This is a genomic window from Mycobacterium sp. MS1601, from assembly GCF_001984215.1.
Taxonomy (GTDB): Bacteria; Actinomycetota; Actinomycetes; order Mycobacteriales; family Mycobacteriaceae; genus Mycobacterium.
In genome coordinates this window covers 2,526,224-2,542,794 of record NZ_CP019420.1, presented here as the reverse complement: position 1 = coordinate 2,542,794, position 16,571 = coordinate 2,526,224, and the positions used below count along the sequence as shown (strand labels likewise).

The window sequence follows — 16,571 nt, the reverse complement described above, 5'->3', positions numbered from 1 at the left end:
CTCATGACCCTCACGCAAGAACACCTTCAGACCTCGACGCGCGACGCCGCCGGAGAGTGGCTCAACGCGTTCGCAGACGCCGCGGGCAAGCGCGACGCAGCCCGGGCAGCTGGGCTGTTCGCCGACGACGGCTCATGGCGCGACATCCTCAGTCTGACATGGCATCTCCATACGTTCGTCGGGCGCAGGCAGATTCGTCTTGCGTTCGAGGACACCCTCGACACGATGGAGCCATCTCAGTTCGTGCTGTCGGAGTCCCCCGCGCCGCGGTGGGTCCAGCGCGCCGGTGTGGATGCCATCGAAGCGTTCTTCGACTTCGCAACCCGCGTCGGACGCGGAAAGGGTGTGCTGCGGATCTCCCCTAACGCCCGCGGACAGTTCGTCGCCACCACCGTGATGACGTCGCTGGTCGAGCTCACCGGATTTGAGGAGACCAGTGGCGTGCGCCGTCCACACGGCAAGGAGTACTCCCGCAACTTCGGCGGCGACAACTGGCTGGATCAGCGAATTGCGTCCGCGAAGTACGAGGACCGCGATCCTGCGGTTCTCGTTGTCGGTGGCGGGCAGGCCGGCCTCGCCGTGGCGGCGCGCCTGAAACAGCTCGGGGTCGACACTTTGATCGTCGACAAGATGGAGCGTATCGGCGATAACTGGCGCAAGCGGTACCACTCGCTGACACTGCACAATCAGGTGTGGATCAATCACCTGCCCTACCTTCCCTTTCCGGATACGTGGCCGACCTACATTCCGAAAGACAAACTCGCGAACTGGTTCGAGTTCTACGCCGACAGCATGGAACTCAACTTCTGGACCGGCACCGAGCTGCTGAGTGCGGAGTACGACACCGAGGCTCGCCGATGGAATGCGCGGGTGCGTCGTGATGAGTTAGGTGAACGCGTGCTGCATCCCCGCCACTTGGTGATTGCCACCGGCATCAGCGGCATCCCGAACATTCCGAGGATTCCGGGGATGGAGACCTTCGAAGGTGAGGTGCTGCATACCGCCCACTATTCGGCCGGACCGCAGTACAAGGACCGCAATGTTGTGGTCTTCGGGACCGGAAACAGTGGCCACGACGTCGCCCAGGACCTACACAGCTATGGCGCGCACGTGACGATGGTCCAGCGCAGCTCCACCACGGTCGTCGCCGTGGAACCGACCGCGCAGAAGGTGTATTCGCTGTACACCGAGCCGCTTCCGACCGACGACCTCGATCAGATCTTCCTCTCCATGACGCATTCCGAGGTGGTGCAGACCTACAAGACGCTCACCCAGGAGATGGCCGCTGATGATCAGGAACTCACCGACAGTCTGAACGCCATCGGTTTCCGCACCGACAATGGCGCCGACGGCACCGGATTCCAGATGAAGTACATGCGACGTGGTGGCGGCTACTACATCAACGTCGGGTGCTCCGAGCTGCTGATCAACGGCAGCATCAAGCTGCTGCAGTACGACGACATCGACACGGTGGACCGCGCTGGTCTGCAACTCAAGGACGGAACTCACGTCCCTGCTGACCTCATGGTGCTGGCCACCGGGTACAAGAACCAGCAAGAACTGGTTCGGCGACGACTCGGGGAGGACATCGCCGACGCCATCGGACCTATCTGGGGCTACGACGAGCGCGGCGAGATTCGCAACGTCTGGAAACGCACCGCGCAGGAGGGCCTGTGGTTCCACACTGGCAGCCTGGTGCAGAACCGGATCTTCTCCAAATTCCTGGCGCTGCAGATCAAAGCCTGCGAGGTCGGGCTGCTGGATCCGGCGCCGCCGCCGGAGCCGCGGGCCTTTACCGAGTCCGATAACTGAGCATACCGAGACGACTCGGCGCCTGCACTCTCCCGCCCTCCGTGCCCACCGCGATTGCACACGGCGCGAACCGGTCTGCCCACCGAACCCAAGGAGTTCCACAACATGACACTCACCCACGGCGATCTCACAACGTTCTACATCGGGGGCGATCGAGTGGCCCCGTCGGGTAGCCAGACCATACCCGTGATCAGCCCGGTGACAGAGCAGCCATTCGCCGCCATCCCGGATGCCGACAGCGCGGATGTCGACCGTGCGGTCGCCGCCGCTCGACAGGCCTTCGATCATGGAGACTGGCCCCGCCTGACACCGCAGGACAGGGCCGCGGTCATGATCCGTCTTGCCGAGGAGTTCGAGAAGCGCAGCGAAGCAGTCGCTTCCACCCTCACCGCCGAAATGGGCTGCCCGATCACGGTGTCTCGCCAAGCTCAGGTACCCGGTGGCGTCGATCTGTTGCGCTACTACGCGACGCTGGCTGACAGCTTTGATTTCGAGCAACGACGACCAACTTACGACGCCGCCAACAGCGCTCTCGAGGTGGTGGTTCGGAAAGACCCGATCGGCGTCGTGGCGGCTATCGTCCCGTGGAACGGGCCGTACTTCACGCTGATGATGAAGGTGGGACCAGCGCTGCTTTCGGGCTGCACGATGGTCATCAAGCCCTCGCCGGAGGCGTCGCTGAGCTTCTCCGCATTCGCCGAGGCGGTCGAGGCCGCCGGGGTGCCACCGGGAGTTGTCAATATCATCACCGGCGGCGCCGAGGCTGGGCAGCGGCTGGTGACCCATCCGCAGGTCGACAAAGTGGCATTCACCGGCAGCACCGAGGTCGGTCGCCGGATAGCCGGCATGTGCGCAGCGTTGCTTCGGCCGGTGACCCTGGAGCTCGGGGCAAATCCGCCGCGATCCTTCTTGACGACGCCGACGTCGAGTCGGCCGTCGACGAGCTGCTGGTGTGGCTTCTGTTCGCGGCCGGGCAGTGCTGTGTAGCTCCCAGCCGGATTCTGGCTTCCCGATCGCGATACAACGAGGTGGTCGACGCGGTGGTCAGTGCCATGGAGCGAGTGCCCTTCGGTGACCCGAATGACCCCGCGGTCGTGGTGGGTCCCCTGGCGACGGCCAGCCAGCGCGATCGCGTCCTGGCCCACTACCGGCAGGGCGTGCGTGAAGGCGCGAACGTGGCCCTCGGCGGTGGTCAGCCCGTCCAGTTCGGTACCGGATGGTATGTGGAGAAGACGGTGTTCCGCGACGTCGACAACGCGATGACCATCGCTCAAGAAGAGATCTTCGGCCCAGCCTGCAGCATCACCCCCTACACCGACGTCGAGGACGCCATTCGCATCGCCAATGATTCGAGATTCGGCTTGGCAGGCAGCGTCTGGACGACCGACCTCGACACCGGCTACCGGGTGGCCAGCCGATTGCGGGCCGGCGGCCTAGGGGTCAACAATCACCGTCTCGACTGCGCCTCCCCCATTGCCGGCTTCCGTGAATCCGGGATTGGCGTCGAGCGTGGCATCGAAGCAATCGACGAATATGTCGAGACCAAGGGGATCCTGGTACCGCGCTGAGCCGCCGGGACCGAAAAGTACACAGCCAAAGGACAAAGCACCGATGCCCGTCACCATCGAACAGCGCGGACTCTTCTACGAAGAGTTGCAGATCGACGCAACATACCGGCATGCGCCCGGCCGGACCCTGGGTGAGTCCGACAACACCCTGTTCTCCACCCTCACGATGAACCCGCAGAGCCTGCACCTGGACGCTGAAGCGTCAGCGGCCACGGAGTTCGGTGAACGACTGGTCAACAGCATGCTGACCCTGTCGACGCTGATCGGGCTCACTGTCGGTCAGCTCACCCAGGGCACCACGATCGCCAACCTCGGTTTCAGTGAGATACGTTTCCCGAAACCGGTTTTCGGCGGCGACACCCTGTATGCGTCAACGGTGGTGGTGAGCAAGCGCCCGTCAGGTTCCCGCCCGGACGCGGGCATCGTCGTGTTCGAGCACACCGGGCACAATCAACGGGGCGACGTGGTTGCAGTTGCGCTGCGTTCTGCGATGATGAGGCGCCAACAGGTCGGTGACCGTCTGTGACCCCGACGCACTGCGGACCAGCGCTGCTGTTCTGCCCCGGACATCGACACGATCTGCATCACAAGGTGCTTGCACGATCGGATGCGGCGATCTTCGATCTCGAGGACGCGGTGCCTGCGGCCGACAAGGCGTCTGCCCGAGCCGCCGTCGCCCGATCTGCTGCCGGCGCACCGGAAAAGAGCATCGTACGCATCAACGCCGTCGGCACGGCATGGTTCGCCGAAGACGTTGCCGCCATGCAACGCGCCGGCGTCCGCCGCCTCATGTTGCCGAAGGCAAACGGAGCCCGCGACCTCGACCTGTTGAAAGACTTCGAAGTAGTGGCGCTGTGCGAGACGGCATCTGGTGTTCTCACCGCCGCCGACATGGCCGCCCGACCGAACTGCGTCGCGCTGATGTGGGGCGGCGAAGACCTGATCGCCGACACCGGAGGTCGATCCAGCCGCAACGCAGAGGGCCGGTACCACCCGACCATCGAAACAGCGCGATCCGCGATTCTGCTGGCGGCCACCGCACACCGAAAGCTCGCCATCGATGCCGTGCACATCGACATCTCGGATCTGACCGGACTGCAGCGTGAATCGATCGAAGCGGCCGACCTGGGCTTCGGCGCCAAGGCCTGTATCCATCCGGATCACGTTCCCGTGATCCGAGCGGCCTTTCGCCCGAACGCCTCTCAGATCCAGTGGGCAACCGATCTCCTGACCGCCGCTTCTCAGGACGGTGCTTTTCGCCACGGCGATCAGATGATCGACGCGCCCCTGCTCGCCCACGCCAGAAACATGATGAGAAGGAACGGTTGATGCACTTCGAGCTGACAGCAGACCAGAAGGATCTGCGTGCGGGTGCGCGCGAACTCGCGCGCAGTTTCTCCGACGAGTACTGGGCCAAGATGGATCAGGACGGCACGTTTCCCTGGGACTTCTACAACGCCTTCGCCGCGGGTGGCTGGTTGGGTATCGCGCTTCCGGAACAATACGGTGGGGGTGGACTCGGCATCCTCGAAGCAGCGCTTCTGTTGGAGGAAGTAGCGGCATCCGGAGCCGGGATGAATGGCTGCAGCACCATGCATCTCACGATCTTCGGCCTCAACACCATCGTGAAGCACGGTAGTGAAGCACTGCGCGAGGAGGTGTTGCCTGCGGCGGCGGAGGGTTCTCTGCACGTGTGCTTCGGAGTCACCGAACCCGGCGCGGGCACCGACACCACCCGGATCACGACGTTTGCCGAACGGGTAGACGGCGGTTACCTGATCAACGGTCGAAAGGTGTGGATCACCAAAGCGGGGGACTCCCAGAAGATGATCCTGATCGCCCGCACCCGGAAGCGTGAGGAGTCCGCGCGACCCACCGATGGTATGTCGTTGTTCCTCGTCGACATCGACACCGAACACGTTCACCTCAGTGCGATCCCGAAGATGGGCCGCAATGCGGTGGCCTCCTACGAGGTGCTACTCGAGGATCTGTTCGTCCCCGACAGGGCACTGATCGGCGAGGAAGGGCAGGGATTCACCTACCTGCTGGATGGGTTGAACCCCGAGCGGATCCTGCTCGCCCATGAGGCCCTGGGACTCGGGCGCGCCGCACTGGAACACGCCGTCACTTATGCCAACGAGCGCATCGTGTTCGACCGACCCATCGGCCAGAACCAGGGTATTGCCTTCCCCTTGGCCGAAGCCGTGACCCGGTTGGACGCCGCCGAGTTGATGGCTCGCAACGCGGCCTGGCGATACGACCAGGGACACAGCTGTGGCCGCGAAGCCAACATGGCCAAATGGCTCTGCGCTGACGCCGGTTTCAAAGCCGCGGACCAAGCTGTGCAGACCCTTGGAGGAATGGGGTACGCCCGGGAGTACCACGTGGAGCGGTACTTCCGAGAGGCACGCATCCTCCGGCTGGCGCCGGTGAGTCAGGAGATGGTGATGAATTACGTCTCCACCCACGTCCTCGGCCTGCCCAAATCCTACTGACCGCCTGTGGAGGACACGATGACCATCACCGGACAACATCGAGGCAGTCTCGCAGGCCTGAAGGTTGTGGACCTTTCGCGGGTACTCGCCGGACCGCTCTGTACCCAGCTGCTTGCCGATCACGGCGCAGAGGTGGTGAAGGTGGAGCCACCCGCCGGCGACGACACCCGCTCGTGGGGGCCGCCTTTCGTGACCGAAGACATGAGCGCCTACTTCTCGGCGTTGAATCGCAACAAGTCCAACATCAGTCTCGATCTGCGCACACGCGCGGGGCAGGAGATCCTAACGAAGCTGCTGCACAACGCTGATGTGCTGGTGGAGAATTTCAAACCGGGAACGCTGGCCAAATGGGGTTTCACCGACCACCACCTCAGGAACACTTTCCCTGCGCTGATCCACTGCAGAGTGACGGGCTTTGGCATCGACGGGCCCATGGGTTCCATGCCGGGTTACGACGCCGTCCTGCAGGCCTACAGCGGGCTGATGTCGATGAACGGCGAACCTGACGGTACCCCGATGCGGATCGCCGTCCCGGTCGTGGACATGGTGACCGGTAGCTATGCGTTTTCGGGGATTCTGCTCGCGCTGCACGCCCGGCAACGAACCGGTACCGGACAGATGATCGACTGCACCCTGCTCGACACCGCGATCTCGCTGCTCCATCCGCATTCCGCCTCCTTTCTGACCGATGGAGAGATTCCCCGACGAACCGGTTCTGCTCATCCCACGATTGCCCCGTACGACGTCTTCCATGCCCAGGACGGCCCCGTGTTCATCGGGGTGGGCAACGACCGACAATTCAGTGCTCTCCTCGAGCTTCTCGGTCTGCGCGCCGACCCCCAATTCGCTACCAACGCCGACCGACTCGCCAATCTGCCAGAACTGCGCGGCCTCCTGGCATCCCGCATTGCCGAGTTCCGCCGTGGCCCGCTGACCAAAGAGCTGCTGAGCCACGGCATTCCGGCAACGTCGCTGCACAACGTGGCAGAGGCGTTGAATGACCCCCAGGTGCTGCACCGCGACATGGTGGTCGAACTCGACGGATACCGTGGGACCGGAATACCCATCAAGCTCACGGAAACCCCCGGCTCTGTGCGCACCCCGCCGCGCCCCCTCGGCGCCGATACCAGCACTGTCCTGAGTGCAGTCGGGTACAGCCCGGACGACGTGGACGCCCTGATCGAATCCGGTGTAGCTCAACAGCACGGCATTGACCCGGTTCGGCTGGCCGACGCAGTCCAGGGAGGTGCGTGACATGGACATCATCCGCGGACGTGCTGCGAACCAATATCTTTCGGCTCAGCCGCTGGACACCTTCACCGGAACCGTGTGGGTCGACTTGATCCTGCCCATCACCGAGCAGGGACATCAGGTCGCCTCAGTCACCTTTGCGCCAGGGGCGCGCACTTTCTGGCACAGCCACGCCGAGGGGCAGATTCTCATCGTGACGTCAGGATCCGGGTGGGTCGGCAACGCGGACGGCGCAGTGGAAACGATCCGCGCAGGGGACGTCGTGTGGACCCCGCCAGCTGAACCGCACTGGCACGGAGCAACGCGCGGCACAGTCATGACGCATACCGCGATCTCCCTCGGCCGCCCGCAGTGGCTCCACGAAGTGCCAGATTCCGAGTACGGGCCCCGCACCGAACCGGGGCCGTCATGATCCAGCTCGGGTACAAGGCCTCCGCAGAGCAGTTCAACCCGCGCGAGCTCGTCGAGTTGACTGTGTGCGCGGAACGGCGCGGGATGGACTCCGCAATGGTGTCCGACCACTTCCAGCCGTGGCGGCACCAGGGCGGTCACGCTCCGTTCTCCCTCGCCTGGATGGCCGCCACGGGCGAGCGCACCACCACCATCAAACTGGGGACTTCGGTGCTGACCCCGTCATTTCGCTACAACCCCGCGGTGATCGCACAAGCGTTTGCCACCATGGGATGCCTGTATCCGGGTCGGGTCATGATTGGCCTCGGCACCGGCGAGGCCCTCAACGAAATCGCCACCGGAGCAGCCACAATGTGGCCATCATTTCCGGAGCGCTTCGCCCGTCTGCGTGAGGCGGTGGCACTGATGCGGGTGCTGTGGAGCGGTGGGCGGGTTGATTTCGCCGGCGAGTACTACACGACGCAGGGCGCGGCGCTATACGACATCCCCGACCAGGGAATTCCGGTTTTCATCGCCGCCGGCGGCCCGGTCGTCGCAAAATACGCCGGCCACGCCGGCGACGGCTTCATGTGCACCTCCGGCAAAGGCATGGATCTCTACACCGACAAGTTGCTCCCAGCCGTCGACAGAGGCGCCCAGGAGGCATCGCGTGACTCCGCCATCATCGACCGGATGATCGAGATCAAACTGTCCTACGATCGCGAACCCTCCCGCGCGCTCGAAGACACCCGCTTCTGGGCACCACTGTCCTTGACCCCCGAACAGAAGCACAGCATCACTGATCCGATCGAGATGGAAGCGGCCGCTGACGCACTGCCGATCCATCAGGTGGCCAAGCGGTGGATCGTCGCGTCCACTCCCGACGACGCGCTCGCCCAGATCGAGCCCTACCTGCGCGCCGGTTTCAACCATCTCGTCTTTCATTCCCCCGCTCACGACCAGCGCCGATTCCTGAGGTTCTTCGAAGAGGACCTCGCGGGGCCGCTGCGCGAGCTTCAACCCCAGCAGGCAGGAAGTGCATCACCATGAACGCAGCGAAGGTCTCCCTCCCTGATATTGCCGACGTCCTGGTCATCGGTGCGGGCGCATCCGGCTCGGTGGCGGCAAAGGAGTTCGCCGAACAGGGCTTTACCGTCGTGTGCCTCGAACAGGGCGATTGGACGTCACCGTCAGCCTTTGCCGGTGACAAGCCCGAATGGGAGCTGGTCAAACAAAAGGATTGGCACGCCAATCCGAACGTGCGAGCCCAGCCGTCGGACTATCCGGTCAACGGCAGTGAGTCGGCGGTGAACCCTCTGATGTACAACGGAGTCGGCGGCAGCACCGTTCTCTACGCCGCGCACTGGGTTCGGTTCGCTCCCTCAGATTTCCGGGTCAAGACCCTCGACGGCGTGGCCGACGACTGGCCGTTCACCTACGCCGACCTACAGCCTTACTACGAACGTCTGGACCGGCAAATTGGTGTGTCCGGGCTGGCCGACGATCCAGCCTTCCCCTCCGGTGCGGCCTATCCCCTGCCTCCGCTTCCCATCGGCAAAATCGGGCTCAAAGCAGCAAAGGGAATGGACAAACTCGGCTGGCACTGGTGGCCCGGGCCCCAAGCCATCCCCTCCCGCGAATATCAACACCGGCCCGCCTGCGTCCGCTACGGGACATGCTTCTCCGGCTGCCCGCAGGGCGCGAAAGGATCCACAGATCTCACGCATTGGCCACTGGCCCTGGCGGCTGGAGCACGCCTCGTCACCGGCGCGCGAGTCAGTCGGATCACCACCGACAGCAAAGGGATGGCCACCGGAGCGATATACACCGACCGCGACGGCGTGGAGCACCAGCAAAAAGCGTCCGTGGTGATCCTCGCTGCCAACGCCATCGGAACAGCGAGACTACTGCAGCTATCGACCTCCGCAGAGTTCCCCGACGGCCTCGCGAACTCCTCCGGCCTCGTAGGCAAGAGGTTGATGATGCATCCCTACGCCGCCGTCAGCGGCACCTACGAAGACAATCTCGAGAGTTGGCTCGGGCCCGCCGGGTCGTCTATCCAGTCAATGCAATTCTACGAATCCGACCCTTCCCGAGGGTTCGTTCGGGGCGGCAAGTGGAACTGTATGCCTGGCGGCGGCCCCCTGGGAATGCGCGCCGGCTATAGCGGCGCGCCCGTGGACACTGCGTGGGGCACGAACTTCCACGTCAATCTCAAGTCTTCCCTAGGCCATACGTTCGAGTGGGGAATCATCGCCGAAGACCTACCCGACGAGTCCAACGAGGTGCTGCTGGACACCACCCTCACTGACTCCGATGGCATCCCTGCCCCCGAGTGATCTACCGCAACTCGGAAAACACCGAACGGCTGATCGACTTCCACATCGCGCGAGCCCAAGAGGCGCACATTGCCGCCGGCGCCCTGTCGACCACCTCGTCAAAACTGTTGCGCGACTGCGGCTGGCACCTCATGGGCACCGCGCGAATGGGTACTGATCCGGCGACCTCTGTCGTCAACGAATTCGGGCAGTCCCACGACGTGCCCAACCTGTACATCATCGACGGCAGCGTCTTTGTGACGTCCTCGGGTGGAAACCCCACGGCGACGATCATGGCCATCGCACTGCGCTCCGTCGAACACCTTGTCAAAACACGTTCCGCTCAGGAGATCTCCGCATGACCGAATCGGTTCACCTCGCTTACTTGACCGTCGACGAACGACACGTGTTCGCCGCCCTCGCTGATGAACTCATCCCCCGCGCACAAGGGATGCCGTCAGCGTCGGAGGCCGAGGTCCCCACCGTCTGGCTCGACGTCGCCCTGCACGCCCGCCCGGACCTGATCGGCCCGCTGCGTGAAGCGATCGCCAGGGCAGGCACGACTGCACCGCGGGACAGCCTCGAGAAGCTCAACTCAGCACACGGACAACTTTTTGATGCGTTGACCACAGCCACCGCCGGGGCCTACCTTCTGAACCCCGACGTGCGTCGGCTCATCGGATACCCCGGTCAGGTGCCCCACCCTCTCACCGACGACACCGCGGAGTACTTTGATCTGCTCGAGAAAGTGGTTGAGCGCGGCGAGATCTACCGGCATGCCTCGGGCTGAAGATGACCGACGGTTAGACGCTGGTATTGCCCGGCGCACGCTCAGGCGGACCACCCCCACCAGCCCGACAACGAGTCGGACTCTGTATTCCAATCACACGTCGATGTCTATTACCTCTACTAGGTCCTCGATCCACTGCCGAGAAAGGGTCCCAGCGTCGATGTGTGCGACCAAAGCGTTTTCACGTTGCATGACGGCTTCGCCATTCGACAGCGCCTCGCTGATTCTGCTGTGCGGTATGACCACGAGACCGTCAGCATCGCCGACAATGGCATCACCCGAGTGAATTGCGGCACCGCCAAGGATTATTGGCATTCCTATGGTTCCGGAACCGGTCTTGGTGGGGCCGAGCGGGCTCACTTCTCGGGCGTACAACAGGAACTCGAAAGTTCGCAGGAAGTCGAGGTCTCGGACCGCCCCGTCGATAACGAGTCCCCGTACACCGCGCGATGCCGCATAGCGGAAGATCAGCTCCCCGGCGACCGCGCGTTCGGTTTGATCGCCGCAGTCGCATACGATGATGCCGCCGGGTTGGGCGAAGTCAATCGCCCTCTGCAGCATCAAATTATCCCCGGTCAATACGCTCACCGTCAGCGCATTTTCCGACCATCGTCCCCGCGAAACCGCTAGGGATGGCGCGCAGCCCCACTGGTACCAGTCCCCGCTCCCGACCGAGTGCATCAGCAAGCACAGAGCTCGGAAACTTGCTGAGGCTGCGCACAACGAGCTCCGCTGAGGACCTGTCGTGGCGCTTGAGCCGACATTGCGCTTTCACTGTCAAACCTTCCATAGATGGGGCGCTGTTGATACCGGGTGACGCACTACTGGTGTGTTGCAACGGGTAAGTGGCACGCAGCGCGGTGGTTGATGGGAGCTGAGTGCGCCGTCAAAGACGGCCGGTCGTCTGCGCATTTGCTCTGCGCTTTCCAGCAGCTGCAGCCTGATGGTGGATTGATAGGCGAGGGCACGTCGCCGGTCAGGACGATCTCGGCACATTCCACCCCGTCAAGAACTTCTAGTGTGGGTGCTGCTGACAGCAGTGCCGCGGTGTACGGGTGCTCGGGTGCATCAAAAACGTCCGCGGCATTCCCGTGCTCAACTATCCTGCCCAGGTACCTGGACTGAGAGGTCGAGAGCAGACACCGGTTCGTCCAGAATCAGCAGCGAGGCGTCCATGGCCAACGCCCTGGCAATCCCGACTCGCTGACGCTGACCGCCGGAGAGCTCGGAGGGATAGCGGCAGGCATCACCACTTCGCAGTCCGACCAGCTCCAACAGCGACGACACCCGCGCTTCGCGCTCGTGACGTGACGTGCCCCGCCCAGCAAGACCGGTGAGCGGCTCCGCGACTATGGATTCCACGGTCATCCGGAGGTTCAGTGACGCAAACGGGTCCTGGAAAACCATCTGAACGTGACGACGAATCTCCTGCAGGTCCCGACCCCTTTGACCGGCAGGTGACTCACCGTTGATCAGGATCGAGCCGCGATCGGGGTATCCAGCAGCATCACCAAGCGTGCCAGAGTGGATTTGCCGCAACCAGATTCACCAACAAGGCCCAGTGTCGTACCTGATCGGACCTCGAGGCTCACGTCGTCTACGGCCGTGAGCCGCTCGCGCACCCCTGCACGAAATGTCTTGGTGACAGACTGCATCCTCAAGACCGTGATGTTGTCGGTCACGACACCAGCTCCAGAAGTGACACGACGTGAGATGACCCGTGCTACTCGGACGCGGCTCTGGACGAACTTCGCGGCATATTTGCTGAGCCATTGGGCAACGCTGGTGGAATACACACCCGACGGGAATCGCGTCCAGCATCGATCGCAACAGCGCCTGGGTGTAAGGGTGCGCGGGTAGCTGGAAGATTTGCTGCACAGAACCTTCCTCGACCACGGTCCCGGCGTACATGACCGACACGCACTTGGCGTGTTCGGCCACGACCGCTAAGTCATGGGTGATCAGGACGATTGCAATGCCAAACTCGGATTGCAGATCATGCAGAAGCCGCATGATCTGAGCCTGAATGGTGACGTCCAAGGCGGTCGTCGGTTCGTCAGCGATCAGCACTCGGGGACGCAGCGCCACCGCCGCAGCAATCATCAACCGCTGACGAAGACCACCGGAAAACTGATGGGGATGGTCATCGGCGCGGCGCCGTGAATCCGGGATGCCTACCCGGTCCATCAATTCAATTGCGCTCTCGCGCCCCTGTTTCCGTGAGAGCCGCCGTCGTTGCGGCTTCTCAAACTTCGTGTCCTTTCAAGGTGCCTTGACCTCGGGCGATGAGGGCGTTCTCACACGGTGTCCACCGCACGAATTCTCACAATCATGCCCACTGCCACAGGACGCGAAGTGACAATGTGCCGTGAGTCGCTCTCCCTAACGGATCCATACCCGCCATTTCGTCACGCGACAGGCAATGTCCTCGCCGTCACTCTGCAGCTCAAACCTGTTTGATAGCAGGGGCTCTGATGTACATCACGGGTAATCGCCGTTGACCGTGTAGAACACTACGAGGTAGGCGCAGAAGGCCAGGACTCCGAGATAGACCCGGGGGCGGACACGCAGAGACGATTAGTCGATGTTGTCGTGCATGATCACGGGACCAGGATGAGCTTGCCGCCGGAACTGCGGGATCGGCTGCGTTCGGCCGCTTCCTGGACCTGGTCGAGCGTGTAGGTACGGGCCACCGGCACTACCAGGATCCCTTCGCCGGCGAGCCGGGCGAACTCGTCCATCTGGTCGTAGCGGATCTCGGTGGTGATCCGCACGCCCAGTTCGGCCGCGGCAGCGAAGTCCGAAACGGTGAGGACACTGTCGGGATCCCCGGTCAATTCGATCAAAGCCGGCAATGAGCCCCCGGCCGGACTGGGCTGTTCGGGGCGGTCGATCCGCCCCCCTGTCGGACTCGCGTCCAGGGCGCGGTCCACACGGCCCCCAGTCAATGCACTGACGCGTTCGACCATGCCCTCGCCGTAGGCGGTCACCTGGACGCCAATCTCTTCCAGCGCAGCGGCACGAGCGGGCCCGGCGGTGGCGGTGACTCGGACACCCCGGTGCAACGCTAAGCGCACCGCAGCCTCACCGACGGTGGTTCCCGCGCCGTGGACGAGCAGCAGCTCACCCGGCTGGACTCCGAGTTCGTCGAGCGCGCGCCACGCCGTCTCAGCCGCCATCGGTAGCGCGGCGGCCTGCTCATCGGTGACACCGTCGGGGATGCGTGACCACGCCGGCATCAGCGCGTACTCGGCCGCGCCGGCCGTCGGACCGTCAAAGGTGGCCGGGCCGAACACGCGGTCGCCGATCTGGACGTCGTCGACGCCCTCGCCAAGCGCGTCGACGGTGCCCGCAATTTCGAGGCCAAGCCCACGTGGCAGCGGCGGCAGATGGGCGGCAAGAAGACCGTCGACGATGTGCCAGTCGGCCGGTGTCAGGCCACACGCCCGCACCGCGATCCGGATCTGTCCCGGTGGGGGTTCCGGCCGCGGAACATCGCGGAGGACGATCACGTTCGGGGGACCGAACCGGTCGAACTGCAAAGCCTTCAAGACGATCTCCAATGTGATAACAGCATCTGTCGTCATCGACGGTATCAGGTGATAACAGCTTCTGTTGTCGTACTATGTCGGCTATGCCGAGATGGGAATCCGACCCTCAGGGCCGGCTTGAGCGCGCGGCGCTCGAGCTGTTCGAGGCACAGGGGTTCGAGCGCACCTCGGTCGCGCAGATCGCGGGCGCCGCCGGCTTGAAGGAGCGATCGTTCTACCGCTACTTCTCCGACAAGCGGGAAGTGCTTTTTGCCGGCAGTGAATTAGAGGCTCACCTCGTCGCACAAGTCGAAGCGGCCGATCCGAGTCTCACCCCGCTCGAGGCGCTACTGACTTCTTTGGGAACCGCTGAGGAGATCTTTCCTTCACGTGAGTTCTTGCTGCGCCGAGGAAGAGTGATCGCTGCCAACCCGGCACTGGCCGAGCGCGATCTGATCAAGCTCGCCGAAATCGCCGACGCGCTGGCACCGGCGCTCGAGCGCCGTGGCGTCGAGCCCGGCAAGGCACGCTTCATCATCGACGTGGTGTTCGCGATCCACCGGCGGGCCGTGCCCCGCTGGCTAGCCGCGCCGGACACCACCCTCGCCCAGCACATGGCCCAGGCCGCCGCCGAACTGCGTGAGGCGGTCACACTGCCAGCTCCGTCAGTCCGCTAAGTTGTCCCAGCCCGAGCAGCCGCCGATCCACCACGTCACTACACACGCCGTAGCCGACGCTGCTGTCTCGTTTCTAGCGAAACGAGACAGTGTTGGGCGCATCCTCTGTTCTGCCGTATAGCCCCAGGTTGAGGTGTCTAGTTTCTTGTCTCACATTGCCTGTCGCACATCTCGCTATCCCGGTTGTGGCGACAGCACGCTCCGGACGTCCAGCCGGGCGAAATTCTCACTTCCATGTCCAACTGGACATCGTCTGGACATTTCACTTGAGAATTGGACATCAAACTTGAGAAGCCACAAGCAGCAGTCAGCCGCCCTGCGCCATGTTGGTGAACCGCGAGAAATGCAGTTGGTGCGCAACGGTAATCGTCTTGGTGGGACCGTTACGGTGCTTGCCCAGGATCACGTCGGCCTCACCACCGCGTGGATCGTCACGATCGATGGCATCCGGCCGGTGCAGCAGGATGACCATGTCCGCATCCTGTTCCAGTGAACCGGATTCGCGAAGATCAGACACCTGCGGTCGCTTGTCGGTGCGCTGCTCGGGACCACGGTTCAGCTGGCTGATGGCAACCACCGGAACCTCGAGTTCCTTTGCCATCAGCTTCAAGTTACGCGAGAACTCCGATACTTCCTGCTGACGTGACTCGGCCTTCTTGCCTGAGGTCATCAGCTGCATGTAGTCGACCACGATCAGCCGGAGGTCCGCTTTCTGGTGCAGCCGACGGGCTTTCGCGCGGATCTCCATCATGGTGAGGTTGGGCGAGTCATCGATGTAGAGCGGCGCCTCGGAGATCTCCGACATGCGCCGCGCCAACCGTGTCCAGTCGTCGTCGGTCATCCGGCCGGAACGCATGTCGCCGAGCTTGATCTTGGCCTCGGCCGAGAGCAGGCGCATGACAATCTCGGACTTGCTCATCTCCAGCGAGAAGATGACCGACGCCATGCGGTGCTTGATGGAACAGGACCGCATGAAATCGAGACCGATTGTTGATTTCCCCACACCGGGCCGTGCCGCCACGATGATCATCTGCCCGGCATGCAGGCCGTTGGTGACCTCGTCCAGTTCGGTGAAGCCGGTGGGCACACCACGCGAGAGGCCGCCGTTGGAGGCGATGGCGTCGATCTCGTCCATGGTGGGCTGTAGCAGGTCTTCCAGCGCCGAGAAGTCCTCGGACTGACGTCGCTCGGTGACCTCGTAGATCTCCGCTTGGGCGCGGTCTACGAGGTCGGCCACATCGGCGCCCTCTGCGCCGGCGTAGCCGTACTGCACCACCCTGGTGCCCGCCTCCACCAGGCGGCGCAGCAGCGCCTTCTCCGCGACGATCTCGGCGTAGTAGCCGGCATTGGCAGCCGTGGGCACGGTCGAGATCAAGGTGTGGATATAGGGGGCGCCGCCGATGCGCTTGAGCAGTCCGCGGCGGTCCAGCTCAGCCGCGACGGTGACCGGGTCGGCGGGCTCACCACGGCCGTACAGATCGATGATCGCGTCGTAGACGTTCTGGTGGGCGGGGCGGTAGAAGTCATTGGGCCGCAGCCGCTCGAGCACGTCGGCAATGGCGTCCTTGCTCAGCAGCATGCCGCCGAGCACGGACTGCTCGGCCGCCATGTCCTGCGGAGGTTGACGACCAAAATCCTCGCTGGGTGGGGCTGCCTCGTGTTCGGGGTGCCCGAGATCGTCCACAACGGCCATGCCGCGCTCCCGCCTCCTCCCAGACGTTCTCGAACTCGCGTTCGACT

The 16,571-nt window shown here is 63.5% G+C and carries 15 protein-coding genes and 2 pseudogenes; 12 read left to right on the top strand and 5 right to left on the bottom strand.

Annotated features, from left to right (window positions below):
* Positions 1 to 3 precede the first annotated feature (3 nt).
* The 11 genes and pseudogenes from BVC93_RS12415 (at position 4) to BVC93_RS12370 (ending at position 10,624) form a co-directional block, all read left to right on the top strand.
* Positions 4 to 1,812, top strand: a complete 1,809-nt coding sequence (locus BVC93_RS12415; protein WP_083737545.1) for an NAD(P)-binding domain-containing protein — start codon at positions 4 to 6, stop codon at positions 1,810 to 1,812.
* 105 nt (positions 1,813 to 1,917) lie between these two features.
* Positions 1,918 to 3,380 (top strand): annotated as a pseudogene (locus BVC93_RS34740) (aldehyde dehydrogenase).
* Positions 3,381 to 3,423: 43 nt separating this feature from the next.
* Positions 3,424 to 3,906, top strand: coding sequence for a MaoC family dehydratase (locus BVC93_RS12405; protein ID WP_083737543.1), 483 nt, complete (start codon positions 3,424 to 3,426; stop codon positions 3,904 to 3,906).
* A 65-nt stretch (positions 3,907 to 3,971) separates the two neighbouring features.
* Positions 3,972 to 4,709, top strand: coding sequence for an HpcH/HpaI aldolase/citrate lyase family protein (locus BVC93_RS12400; RefSeq protein WP_236950338.1), 738 nt, complete (start codon positions 3,972 to 3,974; stop codon positions 4,707 to 4,709).
* The gene (locus tag BVC93_RS12395; RefSeq protein ID WP_083737540.1) at positions 4,709 to 5,875 is read left to right on the top strand and encodes an acyl-CoA dehydrogenase family protein; all 1,167 of its coding nucleotides are present in this window, start codon (positions 4,709 to 4,711) and stop codon (positions 5,873 to 5,875) included. Before BVC93_RS12400 ends, BVC93_RS12395 begins: the two co-directional genes overlap by 1 nt.
* 18 nt (positions 5,876 to 5,893) lie before the next feature.
* Entirely contained in the window at positions 5,894 to 7,129 is a 1,236-nt protein-coding gene (locus BVC93_RS12390) for a CaiB/BaiF CoA transferase family protein (RefSeq protein WP_083740993.1), read from the top strand.
* A 1-nt stretch (position 7,130) separates the two neighbouring features.
* A complete protein-coding gene (locus tag BVC93_RS12385) occupies positions 7,131 to 7,538 on the top strand; it encodes a cupin domain-containing protein (protein ID WP_083740992.1) in 408 nt (135 codons plus the stop codon).
* The gene (gene fgd / locus BVC93_RS12380) at positions 7,535 to 8,566 is read left to right on the top strand and encodes a glucose-6-phosphate dehydrogenase (coenzyme-F420) (RefSeq protein ID WP_083737539.1); all 1,032 of its coding nucleotides are present in this window, start codon (positions 7,535 to 7,537) and stop codon (positions 8,564 to 8,566) included. The genes BVC93_RS12385 and fgd overlap by 4 nt, the downstream gene beginning before the upstream one ends.
* Positions 8,563 to 9,855 carry a GMC family oxidoreductase gene (locus tag BVC93_RS12375; RefSeq protein ID WP_335583134.1) on the top strand — a complete coding sequence of 431 codons (1,293 nt, stop codon included), beginning with the start codon at positions 8,563 to 8,565 and terminating at the stop codon, positions 9,853 to 9,855. Before fgd ends, BVC93_RS12375 begins: the two co-directional genes overlap by 4 nt.
* A complete protein-coding gene (locus tag BVC93_RS34615; protein WP_335583133.1) occupies positions 9,852 to 10,196 on the top strand; it encodes a GMC family oxidoreductase in 345 nt (114 codons plus the stop codon). The genes BVC93_RS12375 and BVC93_RS34615 overlap by 4 nt, the downstream gene beginning before the upstream one ends.
* Positions 10,193 to 10,624: a hypothetical protein gene (locus tag BVC93_RS12370; protein WP_083737537.1), complete on the top strand. Its 432-nt coding sequence runs from the start codon at positions 10,193 to 10,195 to the stop codon at positions 10,622 to 10,624. Before BVC93_RS34615 ends, BVC93_RS12370 begins: the two co-directional genes overlap by 4 nt.
* A 93-nt stretch (positions 10,625 to 10,717) precedes the next feature.
* Here the strand turns inward: BVC93_RS12370 and BVC93_RS12365 are convergent, their stop codons facing one another.
* The 4 genes and pseudogenes from BVC93_RS12365 to BVC93_RS12350 form a co-directional block, all read right to left on the bottom strand.
* Entirely contained in the window at positions 10,718 to 11,212 is a 495-nt protein-coding gene (locus tag BVC93_RS12365; protein ID WP_192860284.1) for an RraA family protein, read from the bottom strand.
* 233 nt (positions 11,213 to 11,445) lie between these two features.
* Positions 11,446 to 12,279 (bottom strand): annotated as a pseudogene (locus tag BVC93_RS33955) (oligopeptide/dipeptide ABC transporter ATP-binding protein).
* On the bottom strand, positions 12,170 to 12,811 hold the full coding sequence (locus tag BVC93_RS12355) for an ABC transporter ATP-binding protein (protein WP_083737533.1): 642 nt from the start codon (positions 12,809 to 12,811) through the stop codon (positions 12,170 to 12,172). Before BVC93_RS12355 ends, BVC93_RS33955 begins: the two are co-directional and overlap by 110 nt.
* Positions 12,812 to 13,224: 413 nt before the next feature.
* A complete protein-coding gene (locus tag BVC93_RS12350) occupies positions 13,225 to 14,211 on the bottom strand; it encodes an NADP-dependent oxidoreductase (protein ID WP_236950337.1) in 987 nt (328 codons plus the stop codon).
* A 47-nt stretch (positions 14,212 to 14,258) separates the two neighbouring features.
* On the opposite strand from BVC93_RS12350, the gene BVC93_RS12345 reads away from it, so the two are divergent.
* Positions 14,259 to 14,831 carry a TetR/AcrR family transcriptional regulator gene (locus BVC93_RS12345; protein ID WP_083740990.1) on the top strand — a complete coding sequence of 191 codons (573 nt, stop codon included), beginning with the start codon at positions 14,259 to 14,261 and terminating at the stop codon, positions 14,829 to 14,831.
* Positions 14,832 to 15,138: 307 nt separating this feature from the next.
* Here the strand turns inward: BVC93_RS12345 and dnaB are convergent, their stop codons facing one another.
* The gene (gene dnaB / locus BVC93_RS12340) at positions 15,139 to 16,524 is read right to left on the bottom strand and encodes a replicative DNA helicase (protein WP_083737532.1); all 1,386 of its coding nucleotides are present in this window, start codon (positions 16,522 to 16,524) and stop codon (positions 15,139 to 15,141) included.
* Positions 16,525 to 16,571 lie beyond the last annotated feature (47 nt).